The 16,641-nt window shown below is 47.1% G+C and carries 11 protein-coding genes; 7 read left to right on the top strand and 4 right to left on the bottom strand.

Going from position 1 to position 16,641, the window contains the following annotated elements; genetic code table 11:
* The first annotated feature begins 43 nt into the window (after nucleotides 1-43).
* From ACYVD4_RS05905 to ACYVD4_RS05895, 3 genes are all read left to right on the top strand, one after another.
* A complete protein-coding gene (locus tag ACYVD4_RS05905) occupies nucleotides 44-1,183 on the top strand; it encodes an efflux RND transporter periplasmic adaptor subunit (protein WP_460943388.1) in 1,140 nt (379 codons plus the stop codon).
* Nucleotides 1,184-1,276: 93 nt separating this feature from the next.
* Complete coding sequence (locus ACYVD4_RS05900) at nucleotides 1,277-4,465, top strand: efflux RND transporter permease subunit (RefSeq protein ID WP_460943386.1); 3,189 nt, start codon at nucleotides 1,277-1,279, stop codon at nucleotides 4,463-4,465.
* The gene (locus ACYVD4_RS05895; protein WP_460943384.1) at nucleotides 4,440-5,894 is read left to right on the top strand and encodes a TolC family protein; all 1,455 of its coding nucleotides are present in this window, start codon (nucleotides 4,440-4,442) and stop codon (nucleotides 5,892-5,894) included. The genes ACYVD4_RS05900 and ACYVD4_RS05895 overlap by 26 nt, the downstream gene beginning before the upstream one ends.
* Nucleotides 5,895-6,401: 507 nt before the next feature.
* Here ACYVD4_RS05895 and ACYVD4_RS05890 read toward each other — a convergent pair.
* Both ACYVD4_RS05890 and ACYVD4_RS05885 read right to left on the bottom strand, forming a co-directional pair.
* On the bottom strand, nucleotides 6,402-9,461 hold the full coding sequence (locus tag ACYVD4_RS05890; protein WP_460943382.1) for a PD-(D/E)XK nuclease family protein: 3,060 nt from the start codon (nucleotides 9,459-9,461) through the stop codon (nucleotides 6,402-6,404).
* Between the two features lie 104 nt (nucleotides 9,462-9,565).
* Nucleotides 9,566-10,417, bottom strand: a complete 852-nt coding sequence (locus ACYVD4_RS05885; RefSeq protein WP_460944755.1) for a CvfB family protein — start codon at nucleotides 10,415-10,417, stop codon at nucleotides 9,566-9,568.
* A gap of 231 nt (nucleotides 10,418-10,648) precedes the next feature.
* Here ACYVD4_RS05885 and ACYVD4_RS05880 point away from each other — a divergent pair, with 231 nt between their 5' ends.
* From ACYVD4_RS05880 to ACYVD4_RS05865, 4 genes are all read left to right on the top strand, one after another.
* A complete protein-coding gene (locus ACYVD4_RS05880) occupies nucleotides 10,649-10,924 on the top strand; it encodes an HNH endonuclease (RefSeq protein WP_460943380.1) in 276 nt (91 codons plus the stop codon).
* Between the two features lie 324 nt (nucleotides 10,925-11,248).
* Nucleotides 11,249-12,064 carry an MlaE family ABC transporter permease gene (locus tag ACYVD4_RS05875; protein ID WP_460943378.1) on the top strand — a complete coding sequence of 272 codons (816 nt, stop codon included), beginning with the start codon at nucleotides 11,249-11,251 and terminating at the stop codon, nucleotides 12,062-12,064.
* Nucleotides 12,065-12,073: 9 nt separating this feature from the next.
* Nucleotides 12,074-12,829 carry an ABC transporter ATP-binding protein gene (locus ACYVD4_RS05870; protein ID WP_460943376.1) on the top strand — a complete coding sequence of 252 codons (756 nt, stop codon included), beginning with the start codon at nucleotides 12,074-12,076 and terminating at the stop codon, nucleotides 12,827-12,829.
* Between the two features lie 167 nt (nucleotides 12,830-12,996).
* The gene (locus tag ACYVD4_RS05865) at nucleotides 12,997-14,022 is read left to right on the top strand and encodes an MlaD family protein (RefSeq protein WP_460943374.1); all 1,026 of its coding nucleotides are present in this window, start codon (nucleotides 12,997-12,999) and stop codon (nucleotides 14,020-14,022) included.
* Between the two features lie 76 nt (nucleotides 14,023-14,098).
* Here the strand turns inward: ACYVD4_RS05865 and ACYVD4_RS05860 are convergent, their stop codons facing one another.
* Together ACYVD4_RS05860 and ACYVD4_RS05855 are read right to left on the bottom strand one after the other, a co-directional pair.
* Nucleotides 14,099-14,734 carry a gluconate 2-dehydrogenase subunit 3 family protein gene (locus ACYVD4_RS05860; RefSeq protein WP_460943372.1) on the bottom strand — a complete coding sequence of 212 codons (636 nt, stop codon included), beginning with the start codon at nucleotides 14,732-14,734 and terminating at the stop codon, nucleotides 14,099-14,101.
* A gap of 95 nt (nucleotides 14,735-14,829) precedes the next feature.
* On the bottom strand, nucleotides 14,830-16,575 hold the full coding sequence (locus ACYVD4_RS05855) for a GMC family oxidoreductase (RefSeq protein ID WP_460943370.1): 1,746 nt from the start codon (nucleotides 16,573-16,575) through the stop codon (nucleotides 14,830-14,832).
* Between the last annotated feature and the right edge of the window lie 66 nt (nucleotides 16,576-16,641).

Below are 16,641 nucleotides of genomic sequence, written 5' to 3'. Positions count from 1 at the left end.
CAGCTTCAGGTGAAGCCATTTTTATACACTCTGCTCTATAACTATGAAAAATTGGCTCATACCTCCCACCCTTTTACTCGGTGCTTTTCTGGCGGGCTGCTCTAACGGCGAAACCAAAACCGAAGGAACAGAAAAACTAAAATTACCTGTCGTACAACTCAGCCGTAAATCAACAACCCTCCAGCGCGAATACGTAACAACAATGGAGGCTGTACGTAACGTTGAAATTCGGGCTCGTGTGTCAGGATTTTTAGATAAAATTTACGTCGATGAAGGTCAGACCGTTCATAAGGGCCAGCTTCTGTTTACGCTTAACCCCGCCGAATACAAAGTTGAACTAGACAAAGCCCGCGCTTCGCTACGTAGTGCTATTGCTGGCGTAAAAACGGCTGAAGTTGAAGTAAATCGGGTAAAGTTACTGGTCGATAAAAAGATTGTTTCTCCTTCTGAATTAGACCTCGCTAAAGCCAAGCTGGATGCTGCTAAAGCAACGATTGAGGAAGCTGAATCGGCTCAATCTACGGCATCGCTACGTCTGGCACAGGCCAGTATCCGTGCGCCTTTCGATGGTATTATCAACCGGATTCCGTTTAAAATCGGTAGCCTGATCGAAGAAGGTGCCCTTTTGACCGAAGTATCTGACCTACACGAGGTTTTTGCTTATTTCGACGTATCAGAAAAAGAATATTTGGGATTTCTGAAACGCCACCGCGATCTGGTTGGCAAAGGTGGTCAGGAAGTTGAAATGACGCTGGCCGACGAAACTACGTACCCACATAAAGGACGTATCGAAACGATGGAAACAGTCTTTGAAGAATCAGGGACAATTGCTTTCCGCGCGCGTTTTCCGAACCCAAACAAAGTCCTGAAACATGGTTCGTCGGGCAAAGTCCGGTTACCAAACATCGTTAGCGACGCACTGCTGGTGCCTCAGAAAGCCGTATTTGAGGTACAGGACAAAAACTACGTTTACGTTGTCGACAAGACCAATAAAGTAAAATCGCGAAGCTTTGTCCCACAGGCTCGCATTGGTCACAACTACATTGTTCGGTCGGGTCTGGAACCGGGCGACCGTGTCGTTTACGAAGGAATTCAGAACGTTCGCGATGGCGACGAAATCATTCCAGAACCCGTTGCTGTAGCCGATTCGATTCCTACCCAGAACACGCTTGCTCAGCAGTAACTAATTTACTGGGTATAGATTTCTGACTCCATTGTGTTTCACTAAACATAATGGCCAGAAACCTATAACCAGTCCACCAGAACAACTCAACTCATGTTCAATATATTCATAAAGCGCCCGCTGCTTTCAGCCGTTATTTCGGTCCTGATCACGCTGCTGGGCTTTCTGGCATTGATGGGGCTGCCTGTAACGCAATTCCCGGATATCGTCCCTCCTTCCGTAACTGTAACCGCCCGCTACACAGGTGCCAATGCCGAAGTAGCAACCAAAGCCGTTTCTATGCCGCTCGAACGCGCCATCAACGGAGTACCGGGCATGGTTTATATGAATTCCATGTCGGGCAACGATGGTGTTACTGTTATTCAGGTTGTTTTTCAGGTTGGCACCGACCCCGATCTGGCAGCCATGAGTGTGCAGAACCGTGTAACAACCGTGCTCGATGAATTACCAGCCGAAGTTATTAAATCGGGGGTGTCGACCGAAAAAGAGGTGAACAGTATGCTGTTGTACCTCAACATTACCAGTGATGACCCGGCTGCAGACGAAAAGTTTATTTACAACTTTGCCGATATCAACGTACTAGCCGAACTTAAACGTATTGAGGGTGTCGGTGTGGCAACGATTATGGGTTCGCGGGAATATTCGATGCGGGTATGGTTAAAACCAGATCGCATGACCGCCTACAATCTGTCGGCCGATGACGTTGTTGAAGCCATTCGCACCCAGAATGTCGAAGCGGCCCCGGGTAAAGCTGGCGAAAGCGCCGACCGGGCTCCCCAAATGCTACAATACGTATTGCGGTATTCGGGCAAATTTTTCGAGCCCAAACAATACGAAAATCTGGTGCTACGTGCCGAACCTGATGGCTCAATTTTGCGGCTCAAGGACGTAGCAGAGGTTGAATTTGGCTCACTGAACTACGACGTATTGTCAAAAACCGATGGTCGTCCATCGGCTTCAATCATGTTGAAACAACGTCCCGGCTCAAACGCCAGCGAAGTAATCAACAATGTGAAGGAGCGCATGGCGGAATTGAAGAAATCCAATTTCCCTCCCGGCATGAAATACAACTTCGCTTACGACGTATCACGGTTTCTGGATGCGTCGATTCACGAAGTGGTTAGAACCCTTATCGAAGCGTTTATACTGGTATTTCTGGTCGTATTTATCTTCCTTCAGGACTGGCGTTCTACATTAATCTGTGCGTTGGCTGTGCCTGTTGCGCTGGTGGGAGCCTTTGCGTTCATGAGCACAATTGGCTTCTCGATCAACCTGTTGACGCTATTTGCGCTGGTACTGGCGATTGGTATTGTGGTCGATAACGCCATTGTGGTGGTGGAAGCCGTACACGTCAAGATGGCCGAAGAGCATTTATCGCCCAGAGCCGCTACGTTTGCCGCCATGAAAGAAATCAGCGGGGCGCTGGTTGCCATTACGTTGGTTATGTCGGCCGTGTTCGTGCCGGTTGCTTTTATGTCGGGGCCGGTTGGTATTTTCTATCGGCAGTTCTCGCTTACGTTGGCGGTCGCTATCGTTATTTCGGGGATAAACGCTGTTACGTTGACGCCCGCCCTGTGCGCCATCCTGCTTAAGCCCACGCATGGGCATCAGGCTAAAGGTTTGCTGGGCCGTTTTTTCGCCAGTTTTAACCGTGGCTTCGACGCCATGACCGGTCGTTATCAGACTATTCTTCGCCGTGTAGCAAGTCGCGGGCTCATTACGGTGTTGACACTGGTTGTGTTTTCGTTTGGAACTTGGGGTATCAGTACCATTCTTCCCAGTAGCTTTATTCCGACTGAAGATCAGGGAATGATTTACGTAAGTGTAACAACACCCGTGGGATCTACTGTAAAACGGACAGAGGATGTCATGGACAAAATCCAGCAGATAGCGTCGAAGATGGAAGCCGTCGAAAACGTATCGACGCTGGCCGGTTACAGCCTTATAACTGAAGGTAACGGAGCTTCGTATGGCATGGGTATGATTAACCTGAAAAGTTGGGATGATCGTTCTAAAACCGTCGATGACGTCATTGCCGATCTAACGGCACAAACGAAAGGTATTCAGGATGCCAGCGTTCAGTTTTTTCCACCGCCAACCGTACCGGGATTTGGTAATGCCAGCGGTTTTGAGCTACGTATGCTCGACCGGACGGGTTCCGGTGATTTGCAGAAGACGAAAAAAGTAGCCGATGACTTTATTGCAGCCCTGAGAAAACGCCCGGAAATAGGTAACGCATTCACTAGTTTCGACCCTAGTTTCCCGCAATACTTGTTGGAGGTAGATCAGGATAAAGCGGCCCAGAAAGGTGTATCAATCGAAAACGCGATGGAGACTCTCCAAACGCTCATGGGAAGCTTCTATGCCTCTAACTTTATTCGGTTCAATCAGATGTATAAAGTTATGGTGCAGGCATCTCCCGAATACCGCTCAAAACCGGAGGACGTACTGAATCTTCGGGTAAAGAATAAAGCGGGCGAAATGGTACCTTATTCCAACTTTGTCAGCCTGAAACGTGTGTATGGGCCGGAGCAGATCACGCGTTACAATATGTATATCTCGGCCATGGTCAATGGCGAGCAGGCACCCGGTTACAGTAGTGGAGATGCGCTTAAAGCCGTACAGGAGGTAGCGGACAAATCGCTGCCCAAAGGCTACTCGTTTGCCTGGTCGGGCATGTCGCGCGAGGAAGTTCTCTCAGGCGATCAAGCTATTTTCATTTTCGTGATCTGTCTAGTTTTCGTTTATCTGCTGCTGGTTGCTCAGTACGAAAGCCTGTTTTTACCGCTGGCCGTACTTCTATCGCTGCCAGTCGGGATTTTCGGTTCGTTCCTTTGTCTCCAACTCGCAGGGCTTCAAAACAATATTTATGCGCAGGTGTCGCTCGTCATGCTGATTGGTCTTCTGGGTAAAAATGCCATTCTGATTGTCGAATTCGCGAACCAGCGTCAGCAGGAAGGTCTACCAATTGTGCAAGCAGCTATCGAAGGAGCCGTAACCCGTTTACGTCCGATTCTGATGACCTCACTGGCTTTCATTGCTGGTCTGATTCCACTTTGTATTGCCACAGGAGCTGGCGCTTTGGGTAACCGTTCAATTGGCACGGCTGCGGCTGGCGGAATGCTCATCGGAACCATCTTTGGGCTGGTGCTTATTCCGGGGCTGTACGTATTATTCGCTACAATTGCCCAGAAAATCGCTCCCAAATCTACTGACGACGACTTATCAGAATCCGTTTCTACCAAAACCAACACTAATGGTGCCGTTCTTCAAGAAAATTAATTCTTATTCTTTTTTACTGAGTTTATGTTTTGCGGGCGCCATAAGTAGTTGCCGAACCCAGATTGCTCCCGCACCAGTACCAACTATTGCCGTGCCGCAATCCTATCTGGGACGTACTGATTCAACAAATATTGGCGACTTGCCGCACCAGACGATTTTTTCTGATCCGAATCTGGTGGCGCTTATCGATACCGCAATCAGCCGCAATCTGGATCTGAAGATTGCCGTGCAACGTATCGAAATGGCACGCGCGAATTATACAATTAGTCAGGGGCCGCTGGCACCTCGAATCGATGCCGTAGCTTCTGCCGGTGTAGACCGGTATGGGCGTTACACTCTCAACGGAGTCGGTAATTTCGATACGAACTTATCGGGCAATGTAAGTGGTAGCAGCTTGATTCCGACTCCAACACCTGACTATTTTCTTGGTCTGCGTTCATCCTGGGAAATTGATATCTGGGGTAAACTACGGAATCGGAGAAAGGCGGCATATACTCGTTTTCTCGCTTCTCAGGAGGGCCGAAACCTAGTTGCTACTGCACTTATTTCCGACGTAGCACGCCTTTATTATTCGTTACTGGCCTTGGATGCGGAGCTGGAAATCATTGGCGAAAACGTAGAACTACAACAAAAAGCGGTGGAGTTGGTAGAAGTCCAAAAATCAGCGGGACGAGTTACTGAACTGGCCGTTCAACAGTTTAAAGCGCAGTTGCTCAATACCCGTGCACTGGACGGAAACGTACGTCAGGATATCATTGAAACCGAAAACCAGTTAAACACACTGCTCGGTCGCTACCCACAGCCTATAATCCGGGGGGCATCTATCGAAAAGCAGTCGGTTCCTGCAAATTTTTCAGAGGGTATACCAGCCCAACTGGTACGTCGTCGGCCCGATGTTCGTCAGGCAGAGCGTGAACTGGAAGCGGCCAATATCGACGTAGCGGCTGCTCAGGCTGAGTTTCTGCCTTCATTGAACCTCACGCCATACGTTGGGCTCAACGCATTCCGGCCCGAAGTACTGCTGAATCCGCAGTCTATTGCACTTGGTATTTTAGGCGGTCTGGCAGCTCCCGTATTTAACCGGAAACATCTAAAGGGTAATCTGGCCATAACGAACGCCCAAAGTCGGGAAGCTTTTTACGCCTACCAGCGTTCATTGCTCAATGGTGTATCGGAAGTTGTAACAAGTCTGAAAGGGCTGGAGAATTATCGGAACGTAGCAAGCATCCGACGGCAGGAAGTTAGCGTGTTACGTCAGGCCGCCACTACGTCGAATGAGTTATTTGCAAACGGCTATGCTACGTATCTGGAAGTCATTACAGCACAACGTAACGTACTTGAGGCAGAACTTTCGCTTATTACAACAAAACGGTTGCAGTTTTTATCACTAGTCGGCCTATATCGTTCTCTTGGCGGAGGGGTAAGATGAGCTATTAACGCCAGCGCGAGATTATCTTTCTTTTATAAATCCTATTTATCAAAAAGCCATTCGTCAGGCATTAACTGCCTGACGAATGGCTTTTAGTTTTTAGTTCACGTTATTATCTCCAGAAAGTGATTTATTTTTCGAATGGTAGACACTTCTTGCCAAAAAGTTAACCTACTGACAATAAAACAACTATCTCTTTCTTTGATCCAGCATTGACTCGATTGATGAACTATTTTTATCAAAAAAGTTGTATTATTTCCTTTTATTTACCAATTTTGAGCACTTGCTGTTTCGGCAGCATCCATCATTGCTTTTTTCAATTCAGGTTGTATTCAAAACCAGCAAAAAATGCCTTCTTCTAAGCGAATTGAAGGCATTTTTTCTTTTTTACTGGAGCACCTCCCCTTTCTTGCTCGGTTTTCGACTCATTTGACACCTGTAAACTAGTCCTTGCTGAGTCGGTATTCGATGTGATAGACGTATTGATCATCTCCCTTCTTGAAGTATTTACCGCCCACATATACCCTTGAAATCGCAGTATTGGCACGTTTCTATCTGGTCGGTTTTCCGAAAAGGTTGATCCGTGTCGAGTAGTTGGCGAATTAACTCCTGCAAAATTCGTTCTGAGTTACGGATGTATTGTTCGGGCTCGTCATTATCACCAAAACGCACTGGGTTCGATTTGAATCCGCCATTTACATCCCGAAACGAATAAAATCCGGCTTCAACAGGTAGTCCATCTGTCTGATAAATATTTCGCTTCGCCCTGTCTCGTGGTAATCCGCCCAACTCACTGATATTTTTAAGCGCGAGATACCGATACAGCCACAACTGCCGCATTTTATCTTCCCTACCGTCACTTAGTAGTTTTTCAGCCAGATCGACGGGCGTTTTATCTGGTAGTTTCACCGCTCCCGTTTTATAATCGACAATACGAATTTGTCCGCCGTATCGCTCAATACGGTCCACTTTTCCGGCAATACGTACTTTTATTGGCTCACGGCCTGAGACTGGCACAGTCAGATACGTATCGAGTGTCTGCTCGGTTCCAATGACAGTTAAACCCGACAAATGGCTTTGTTGCCGTTGAAAATCAAGCATTAACTTCTGCGCCAGTTCGTAAAGCAACAGATTCATACCCGATTCAATTACCCGTCCTTTCATGGTCTTGGTAAATTCCTCGTCGAGTAGATTTCGGATAATGGTTTCGTCGATAGGTAATCCTTTCAGTCGGTAGTCAAGATCAAGTCGTTCCATCACTTTGTGCAACCAACTACCGAACTCAGCGGCACCAATATTTTCCTCGATGTCTTCCTCCTCGCCGATATTCACAATCCGGCTGAAGTAAAAGCGCATGGAGCAGCTTACAAACTGATTCAGGTACGACGGATAAAGCCCTTTTGTGGTCAACAACCCGATAAGTCGTTCCCGAATACTATCGGTTTTAGGAACGCTCAGTTCCATCGGCGATTTCAGCTTATCGATAGTTGCATTTCCGAAACGTACTACGGGTTCACTAAGCTGAATTCGGCCATTTGATTTAGGAGCGAGTTCGTGTTTTATCTGCAATAGAAACCGACTTTTTTCGCCTTTACTGTTTCCGTAGGCATCGGCAGCGGTTGTATGAAGCAACACAATATCACTGGCTCGCTGGAGCAATCGGTAAAAGTGATAGGCCATTACGGATTCCTGATCGCGGTACGTTGGCAGATTAAGCTCAGCCGCTATATCGAACGGAATCAGCGAATTAAGCCTACGTGCCTGCGGTAGAATTCCTTCATTGACCGACAAAATAATGACCCGTTCGAAATCCAGTGCCCGCGTTTCGAGCATACCCATGATTTGCAACTGACTTTTCCCTTCACTCGTGAACGGAATACTTGTCTGGCGAATCAGTTCGTAAAGAAACTGTCGTAAACTACGTACCGTTACCTGTGTCTCCGACGTAGCAGGCTGAGGTTTAGAGACTTTCTTCGCTACGTTCCCATTACGCTGACTTTCCAGCGTTGCTTCGAGTTGGCGTAATAGTGTGTAAAACAGATACAGGTATTCGATTTCGATGGCATCCTGACTAGCGCGATACACATCGCGCAACAACTCGATAAGATCATAAAAACCCTGAATAGCCTTCATAGGCTCCTCATTGGGCCAACGGGTAAACAGAATCTGAATCAGGGGGTCATTCTGACCTAACTCCCGGAGTTCTTGTTCGGTCAGATAAACGCGTTGTTGTTGAACAATATCCTTTGCAAGCCATTGAAATAGCGGTTCGGGCGGAAGCTTAACACCGTTTTCGGTGACGCCACCCGGCCACATAAGCCCTTTGATTCGCTCATATTGCTTGATGAAGGGGTGATTGAGCAACTTCACTACGTGCCGATGGTGGAATTTCGGTACGCGCACATTACGTCCATCTTTTGAGCGGAACTCATGTACGGTACGTTGCATTTCAAACAACGTATCAACCAAAGTAAACAACAAAGACGAACGTAGCGAAAGGCCCATTGTTACGTTCAGGTCGGTTACTTTTTCGTCGAGTGCATACAATACAGGTACCAGAAGTGTTTCATCGGCTAATACGATAGCCGTTTTTTTAGCCGCTATTCGTGAGTCGTTTATCGTGGGCGGCACTACTGCTTCTGATTGACAATCATCGGCTTTAAATTCCTCCTGCCATTCCTGATAAATTTTGCCGGCAACTTTAGCCTGCATACTCGCATTCGGCACTCCTACGATCCGGATATTTTTTTCCGTACCGATCAGATTATTTGATAAGTCTTCCCGATTTTGTTTCGTAAAAAACCAACCATTGTTCCGATAACGTCGAAGAAATTCGCCAGCTTCCTGACCCCAATCCTGAATATAATATTGGTCGGCATCCCAAATCAATTCGGCTTTGTTCGCTTCGACCAGCACGCGAATAATATGTTCTTCGGCACGGCTCAAGGCATTGAAACCAACGAAGTAGATACGTTCATACGCCCAGTTATCCCGAATCTGCGTTTCCACATTTTCGGCCAGCATTCGATAGGCTAACCCACGATAGGCTAATCCTTTTTCAGCCAGTCGCTGATGCAACGTATTATAGGCAGTATGTAGATTCTCAAAGAGTTTGAAATAGCGAATGGTTCCGGGAGTTTCGGCAATTGGTTTCGCTGTTGAAGGCCGATCTACCTCCCAACGTTCTAGCGCTTTGGCCGCCGTCAGATAACTAAATAGTTCGGAGGGGCTAACCAGATATTGGTCAATTCGGTCGAAATCGGCCAGCAGGACAGATGCCCAGCCAATAAATTGTTCAAACTCAACCGCAGGATCTATTTCCTTAAATACGTCGTATAACTCAAACAGTAGGCTAACGGAATCGATCAGTTGAACGCCAGCAGCCTGCGTAATAAAATCATCGACAGCAAGTGTATGTGGAGCCAGAAACGGGCGATCAGAAAGCGCAGCAAGCTCATCCAGAAATACGGTCACCGCCCGGCGAGTTGGCAGAATAACCCATACATCGCGCAGACTAGGCCCGTGAGTTTCGAAAATACGTTGAGCCGTTTGCTGAAGAAAAGTCATTAGAGGGTAGGCACAATTTACTTGAGTAAAGATAACCTACAACCCGCCCTTTTCATTCAAATCTGAAAGAATTCTCCGGCTTCAAACCGATTTGAGACTATAATTTACAGTAACCGGATTCCTCCTTCTTCCAGCTTTATTTTACGAGCCCGATACAACGTACCAACCGCTTTTTTAAATGTCTTTTTACTCATTTCCAGTGTTTTGTATATAACATCAGGCGGACTATCGTCGGTCAGTGGCAGAAACCCGTTTTCGGCTTTTAGCGTAGCCAGAATACGTTGAGCATTCGGTTCAACATTCTCAAAACCAGTACGCTGAAGACTCACATCGACCAGATTATCCTCGCGAACATTTTTTATGTAGCCAATAATTGGATCGCCGGGACGTAGCGTACGGAAAATCTCGTTGGCATAAATCAACCCTTTGTAGCGATTGTTAATGATGACGTTCATGCCCAGATCAGTACGTTCGTAGACCAGCAACTGCACTTCATCACCAACCTGTAAATTCCGCACATCGGGGTCCAGAAACCGATTCAGTTTGCTCGATGCCACCAGCCGATCAGTACGTTGGTCCAGATACATAAACACTACGTACCACCCACCCACTTCCATAGGATATGCCTGCTCGCGATGTGGCACCAGCAAATCTTTTTCAAGGCCCCAATCCAGAAATGCCCCGGCACTGGTCACGGCAACAACCTGTAAACAGGCAAATTCATCCCGGTGAATGGCCGGCGTCAACGTCGTAGCAATTGGACGATCTTCCGAATCTGTATAGACAAAAACGTCGATATCGTCGTCTATTTCCAGCGTATCGGGTACGTATTTATTAGGTAACAGAATATCGTTATCATACGAATCCGTTTTCCGATCCGACAGGTCGCCCAGAAAAAAACCTACGCTGGTTTCACGAAGGGCCGTTAAGGTATTTACTCGTCCAATTTCAATCATACACTGTATACTACGGCCTTTCTGGCACGTCCGAAAGTTAGGCATTTTTCGGGCCTGATACTGATAACCTACCTCAGAAAGAGTAAAGTGATTCGCGATTAGTACGTATTGATTCTCCAAAACCAGACCGTTCACACAAATTTGAAACAGAACTAAGACTCTGTTTAATACCTTCATAAATAGCGGATTAGTCTATTTACATTTTCGTCTACCCAAAAACTAGTTACAGCTATGGCAGCCTTTCCAGATAGCATTGTTAACGCAGCCATCGGTCGTCAGAATGGCCGATGCGGAGACTGTGGCGATAAATTGAACGATGTTTGGTTCGAAGCGCACCATCTGCTACGTAGGGCCGATGGCGGTCGGGATACGCTCGATAATTGCGTCCGTCATCCTCTGCGACACCTGTCACTACGTAGCTCACAATTACGGCCATTATCGGCAGGCACTACAATTATTTCCCAGCCATTTCCGCTATTATCACGGCTAATTGTGCTGGTTTTATGATTTATGCGATCAAAAACCGTAAACTTTAGTAAGACTGGCTGAACGTTTTCACCGAACTAAACGGAAACGTTACGTACCGGCTCTCGTATTTAATCGACTCCTGATCAGCACACTAACTTTTCTACCAATTACTCAATAAAATGCGGCTTTTGTGGGTTATAGCAACGTAGTGATTTTCATTTCGCGTTAGTCTGGTCATTACGTGCATTATTTAGCAACTGATTTGACATAACTTTGGCACGAATTAAACCCCATCGCGCCTAAATCAGTTATAAACGTATAGCCACCCGGTAAACGCCCGGTTCGCGCTACACCACCTGTTGAATGCCGCCTTCTAGCTCTAAATCCAACAACTCGTCCCGCAGTCGGCCTGTGCTGACTCGCCACCTCGACCAGTTTTTTCTGAACGTGGCCGATGTGGCTGCTTTTGTCGGTCGTTTCTTCCGAGAGGCTTTTTTGCCTCCTTATGAGTTTAAGGAAATCATTCGGCAATGTTACGAAGTCGGTTATCGTTCGCTGTTGCTGATTTCTACCACAGGTTTCATCACCGGTATGGTATTTACCAACCAGTCTCGGCCATCGCTGGCCGAATTTGGGGCTACGTCCTGGCTACCCAAGCTGATTGCCATTGCTATTGTGAGGGCGCTTGGTCCACTTGTCACAGCACTGATTGCCGCCGGTAAAGTGGGATCGAGTATTGGTGCCGAAATTGGCTCCATGAACGTAACAGAGCAGATTGACGCTATGGAAGTTTCGGGCACAAACCCGTTTAAGTTTCTGGTTGTGAGTCGAGTAATTGCTACGTCCTTTACCATTCCACTGCTGACGATGTACACCGTTTTTGTGGCACTGATGGGTGCCTATCTAAACGTAAGCGCTAACGAACAGACCAGCTTTACGTCGTATATCGAAGAAGTTTTTTCGGCTATTACGTATCTCGACATTTTTTCATCGGTCATAAAATCCATTGTCTTTGGCTTTACAATTGGTATGGTGGGTTGTTATAAAGGCTACAACTCATCGAAGGGTACCGAGGGTGTTGGGAAGGCCGCAAACTCGGCGGTTGTGGCGGCTATGTTTTTAGTATTCATTGAAGAACTTATTGCGCTACAGATTGTCAGTGCGCTTCGGACCAATTAGAGAATAATCATGAAGCCAAAGACAGATACCGTCATCAGCATCACAGGATTACGTAAATCCTTCGGCGATTTGCACGTATTACGTGATGTAAATCTGGAAGTTAGTCGAAATGAAAACGTAGTAGTCCTAGGCCGTTCTGGAACGGGAAAGTCAGTGCTGATTAAAATTATAGTCGGCTTGCTCAAACCCGATGCTGGTAAAGTAGTAGTTCTAGGGCAGGATGTGGATCAATTGAACGAGAAACAACTTGATGAACTACGGCAGAAAGTTGGGTTTTCATTTCAGAGTAGTGCATTGTACGACAGCATGAGCATTCGGGAAAATCTGGAATTTCCGCTGGTACGTAATGTACGTAATCTGAGTCGGGCCGAAATCAATAAAGCCGTTGAAAAAGCCCTGAGCGATGTGGGTCTTTCGCAGACGATTAATCAGATGCCTTCCGAGCTATCGGGTGGTCAGCGGAAACGGATTGGCATTGCCAGAACGCTGATTCTAAAACCCGAAATTATGCTGTACGACGAACCAACGGCCGGCCTTGACCCAATAACCAGTGTTGAAATTAATAATCTTATAAACGAGGTACGTGAACGATTAGGCGCTACGTCGATTATTATTACCCACGATTTAACCTGTGCAAAAACTACTGGTGATCGTATTGCTATGCTGCTGGATGGTAAATTTGAACGCGTTGGTACATTCGATGAAGTCTTTGCCGACCCCGATGAACGTATTCAGCAATTTTATAATTACAATTTTGTGGATTGATTTCGTAGTTGTTGATTGAATAAAATATAAACTTTCGCAACGATACTACGTTTAACGAATTGATTAACAACGTATCAAACCTGACCTTTTCTAACGATGAATACGATTGTTGATCAACAGACAGCTTATGACCGTTCCGGCGGACTTGTGGTGACTACCAACTATCTATGAATACCGAATCAACCAAACGTACTGTTATTGTCGGCATCTTTGTTGTGCTGGCTCTTGTTATTTTAATTGCTGGTGTATTTGTGTTGGGAGGGCAGCAAAAACGCTTTACCAGCAGTATCCGGCTCATTACCCTGTTTAAAGATGTGGGCGGTTTGAAAGCTGGAAACAATGTCTGGTTTTCGGGCGTTAAGATTGGTACCGTCAAACGGATTAGCATTTACAGCAACGAGCAGGTCGAAGTAGATATAAATATCGAAGAAAGCTCGAAACAGTATATCCGTAAAGATGCCACGGCTTCCATCGGCGCAGATGGATTGATTGGCAATAAAATCATTGTTATTGCCGGTGGCACAACCAACCATCCTGAAGTTGAAGACGGCGACCGACTCAAAACGACTGAAGCGCTCAGCTCCGATCAAATTATGGCGACATTGCAGGAAAATAATAATAACCTGCTTCGGGTAACCAACGATTTTAAGGAACTGGTCGGCAATCTCCGCCGTGGCAAAGGAACCGTTGGGGCTGTATTAACGGATTCAATTGTGGCCGGAAATTTCAAACGGGCGATGCTTAATCTGGAACGCGCGTCAGAAAATACAACACGTATCACCAGTTCGGTTTCGCAGTTTGCGGCCAAACTTAACAACAAAGGCTCGCTGGCGAATCAATTGGTAACCGATACCACTATTTTTAGCCGCCTGAGTCAATCAGCCAACCAATTTGTGGTAACAGCTAAATCGGCCGACAAAGCGGTGAATACGCTAAACCAAACCAGCGACAATCTGCAACGGGCTTCCGAAAAACTGAACAATACCAACAGCCCGCTGGGTGTGCTATTGACCGATCAGGAAACGGCAACTAATTTACGTTCTACACTACGTAACCTGAGCCGGGGTACTACGTTGTTGAACGAAGATTTGAAAGCTATTCAGAATAATTTCCTGTTCAGAGGATATTTCAGGAAAGAAGCGAAACGAAAAGCAGACAGTACGGCAGCCGCTACAAAAGGGGATCAAAATTAATTATTACTACGTTCAACCATAAAAAACGGCCCCGGAAAGAAGTTCTTTCCGGGGCCGTTTTGCTACGTTATAAGTCCTATTTCTGGTTCAATTCACGTTCTTCGTAGGCCAGACTATACTGTTTCAGTACGTCGTCGGGAACGCCATTCCACTGGTTTGGTACGTTACCTACATAGCCTAAATCTTTAACGCCCATCTGGCTCGTGTAAAAACCGCTGGCCGTCATGTTTCGCATCATGGTGAAAAACGAGGCACCCTGCGTCATGTCTGGCTTCGCTTTCGACGGATAGGCAATTTGCTCAACCATGTCGATCTGTTGTGCCTTCGTACACAGAACAAATTGTTTGCCGTAACGCTTCACGCACGTATTATCCAGCCACTTAATACCTCCGCGCATAGGCGTCTGATTTCTTGGCTGATCTTTCATCATAAATTCGATGAAAGCCGGTACGCCCGCCTGCGATGCACTTCCCGAACGTTCGTCAGCCGGGATGATAATATCCGACAAAACTGTAACGGTCTGCAACTCATGGGGTGTAAAAAATTTTTCCGCCATCAGTTTTGCATCACGCTCAGCTTCAAACTTCTGGCGACCACCCGGAATTTTTAACGGTTTAGGTTCTGGTGGTGCCGGAACGGCTGCTTCAACCGGCGTTACGGCCAGGCCAAAACCAGTCAGAGAAAGGGCTTTTAAGGAATCTCTTCGTTTCATAGTTCGTAGAGGCTTAGCGTTTTTCGGGGTAGTTCCGGGAGTCGTTTTGTCGTAAAAGAAAAACGACTCCCGGAACTACCGCTACGTTCGCCGGTTTAGATATTTTTTTGTTTGACCTGATCAATTAAGTACTCAGATGTACGCATCGACGATGCCAGAATCGTCCATGTTACGTTCTTATCGCCCTGCGATGGGAACGGAGCCGCATCTACTACAAACAGGTTCTTCACATCGTGCGCCTGCTGGTATTTGTTCAGCACCGAATTTTTCGGATCATTACCCATCCGGGCTGTGCCAACTTCGTGGATAATCTGACCAGGCAATGCCAGTCCGTAGTTACTCGATGCATCCGGTTTATTACCCAGTGCAATACCGCCCATTGAGTGAATGATTTCCTCGAACGTATCCTGCATGTGCTTGGCCTGCTTGATTTCATGTTCCGACCATTTGTAGTTGAAACGTAGCACCGGAATACCGTATTTATCGACTACGTTCGGGTCGATTTCGCAGTAGTTGCTTTCGAGAGGGACAGGCTCACCACGACCGGCCATACCGATGTAGGCACCGTAGAAACGGCGGTAATCATCTTTCAGACCAGCACCATAACCACCACCGGGTTTCATTTTACCATCGCGGCCAGCAATCATACCATTCATAGCTTCGATACCCCAGCCGAAACCATAGGCAGGCATACCCATACCGCCCCAATATTCGATGTGGTAACCCCGTGGGAAATCCAGTTTCTTGTTGTCGAGCCACCACGGTGTGAATACGTGCATGCCACCAACGCCATCTTCGTTATACCGCTTCCGATCCATCAGTGCCGGAACAAAGGCCGAACGAGAAGCGCCCGTTGAGTCATTGATGTATTTCCCAATTACTCCGCTGCTATTTGCCAAACCGGTTGGGAAACGACTCGATTTCGAGTTAAGCATCAGCCGAGCGGTTTCACCAGCACTGGCGGCCAAGACAACCGTTTTCGCTTTTACCGTAATTTCCTGCATCGTCTGCGTATTCACGTAGCTAACGCCGGTAGCCAAACCCGTTGCCGGATCGGTTATCACTTCGCGAACCATAGCTCCGTTGATCAGCGTTACGTTGCCCGTTGCCATGGCGGGTTTCACTAATACTGACGACGACGAGAAATCGGCATACGCCTGACACGCCCGACCGCACTGACTGCAATAGAAACACTGACCACGCTCGTTGTTGATGGGCTTGGTCAGAATCGAAAGCCGCGACGGAATTACCGGAATACCAATGCTACGTGCACCTTTCCGGATCATCAGCTCGTGCAGACGAGGTTTTGGTGGAGGCAAAAAGATTCCGTCTGGTTCAGAAGGCATATTTTCGACAGAACCGAAAACTCCGATCAGTCGGTCAACGCGGTCGTAAAACGGCTTGATGTCATCGTAAGTAATTGGCCAGTCTTCGCCAACACCTGTCATGCTTTTCCGACGGAAATCATCAGGAGCGAAACGTAGTGAAATACGTCCCCAGTGGTTGGTACGTCCACCAAGCATACGAGACCTAAACCACATGAATTCAGATCCTTTCGCGTTCGTATACGGTTCACCTTCTATATCCCATCCACCCCAGGCAGCGTCAAAATCACCAAATGCGCGTGTTGTACCAGCACCACGACGTGGCGACTCCCAGGGCCATTTCAGTTGGGTAATATATTTTGGATCTGCCGGATCGAAGTAACCTCCCGCTTCCAGCAGCACGACTTTCGCCCCGGCTTTCGCCAACGTATAGGCCGCCATGCCTCCTCCAGCCCCCGAGCCAACAATCGCTACGTCATATTGAGTCGGTGGTTTTTGAATCTGAAATGAATTCATGTATATAGGTAATAATTGTTAGTTTTCAAGTTTGAAAATAACGCTATTGTACCTGCAAAAGCAAAA

The sequence above is a fragment of the Spirosoma daeguense genome (genome assembly GCF_054776875.1).
The sequence above is the reverse complement of the archived record's forward strand: the minus strand, read 5'-3'. Positions and strand labels throughout refer to the sequence as shown.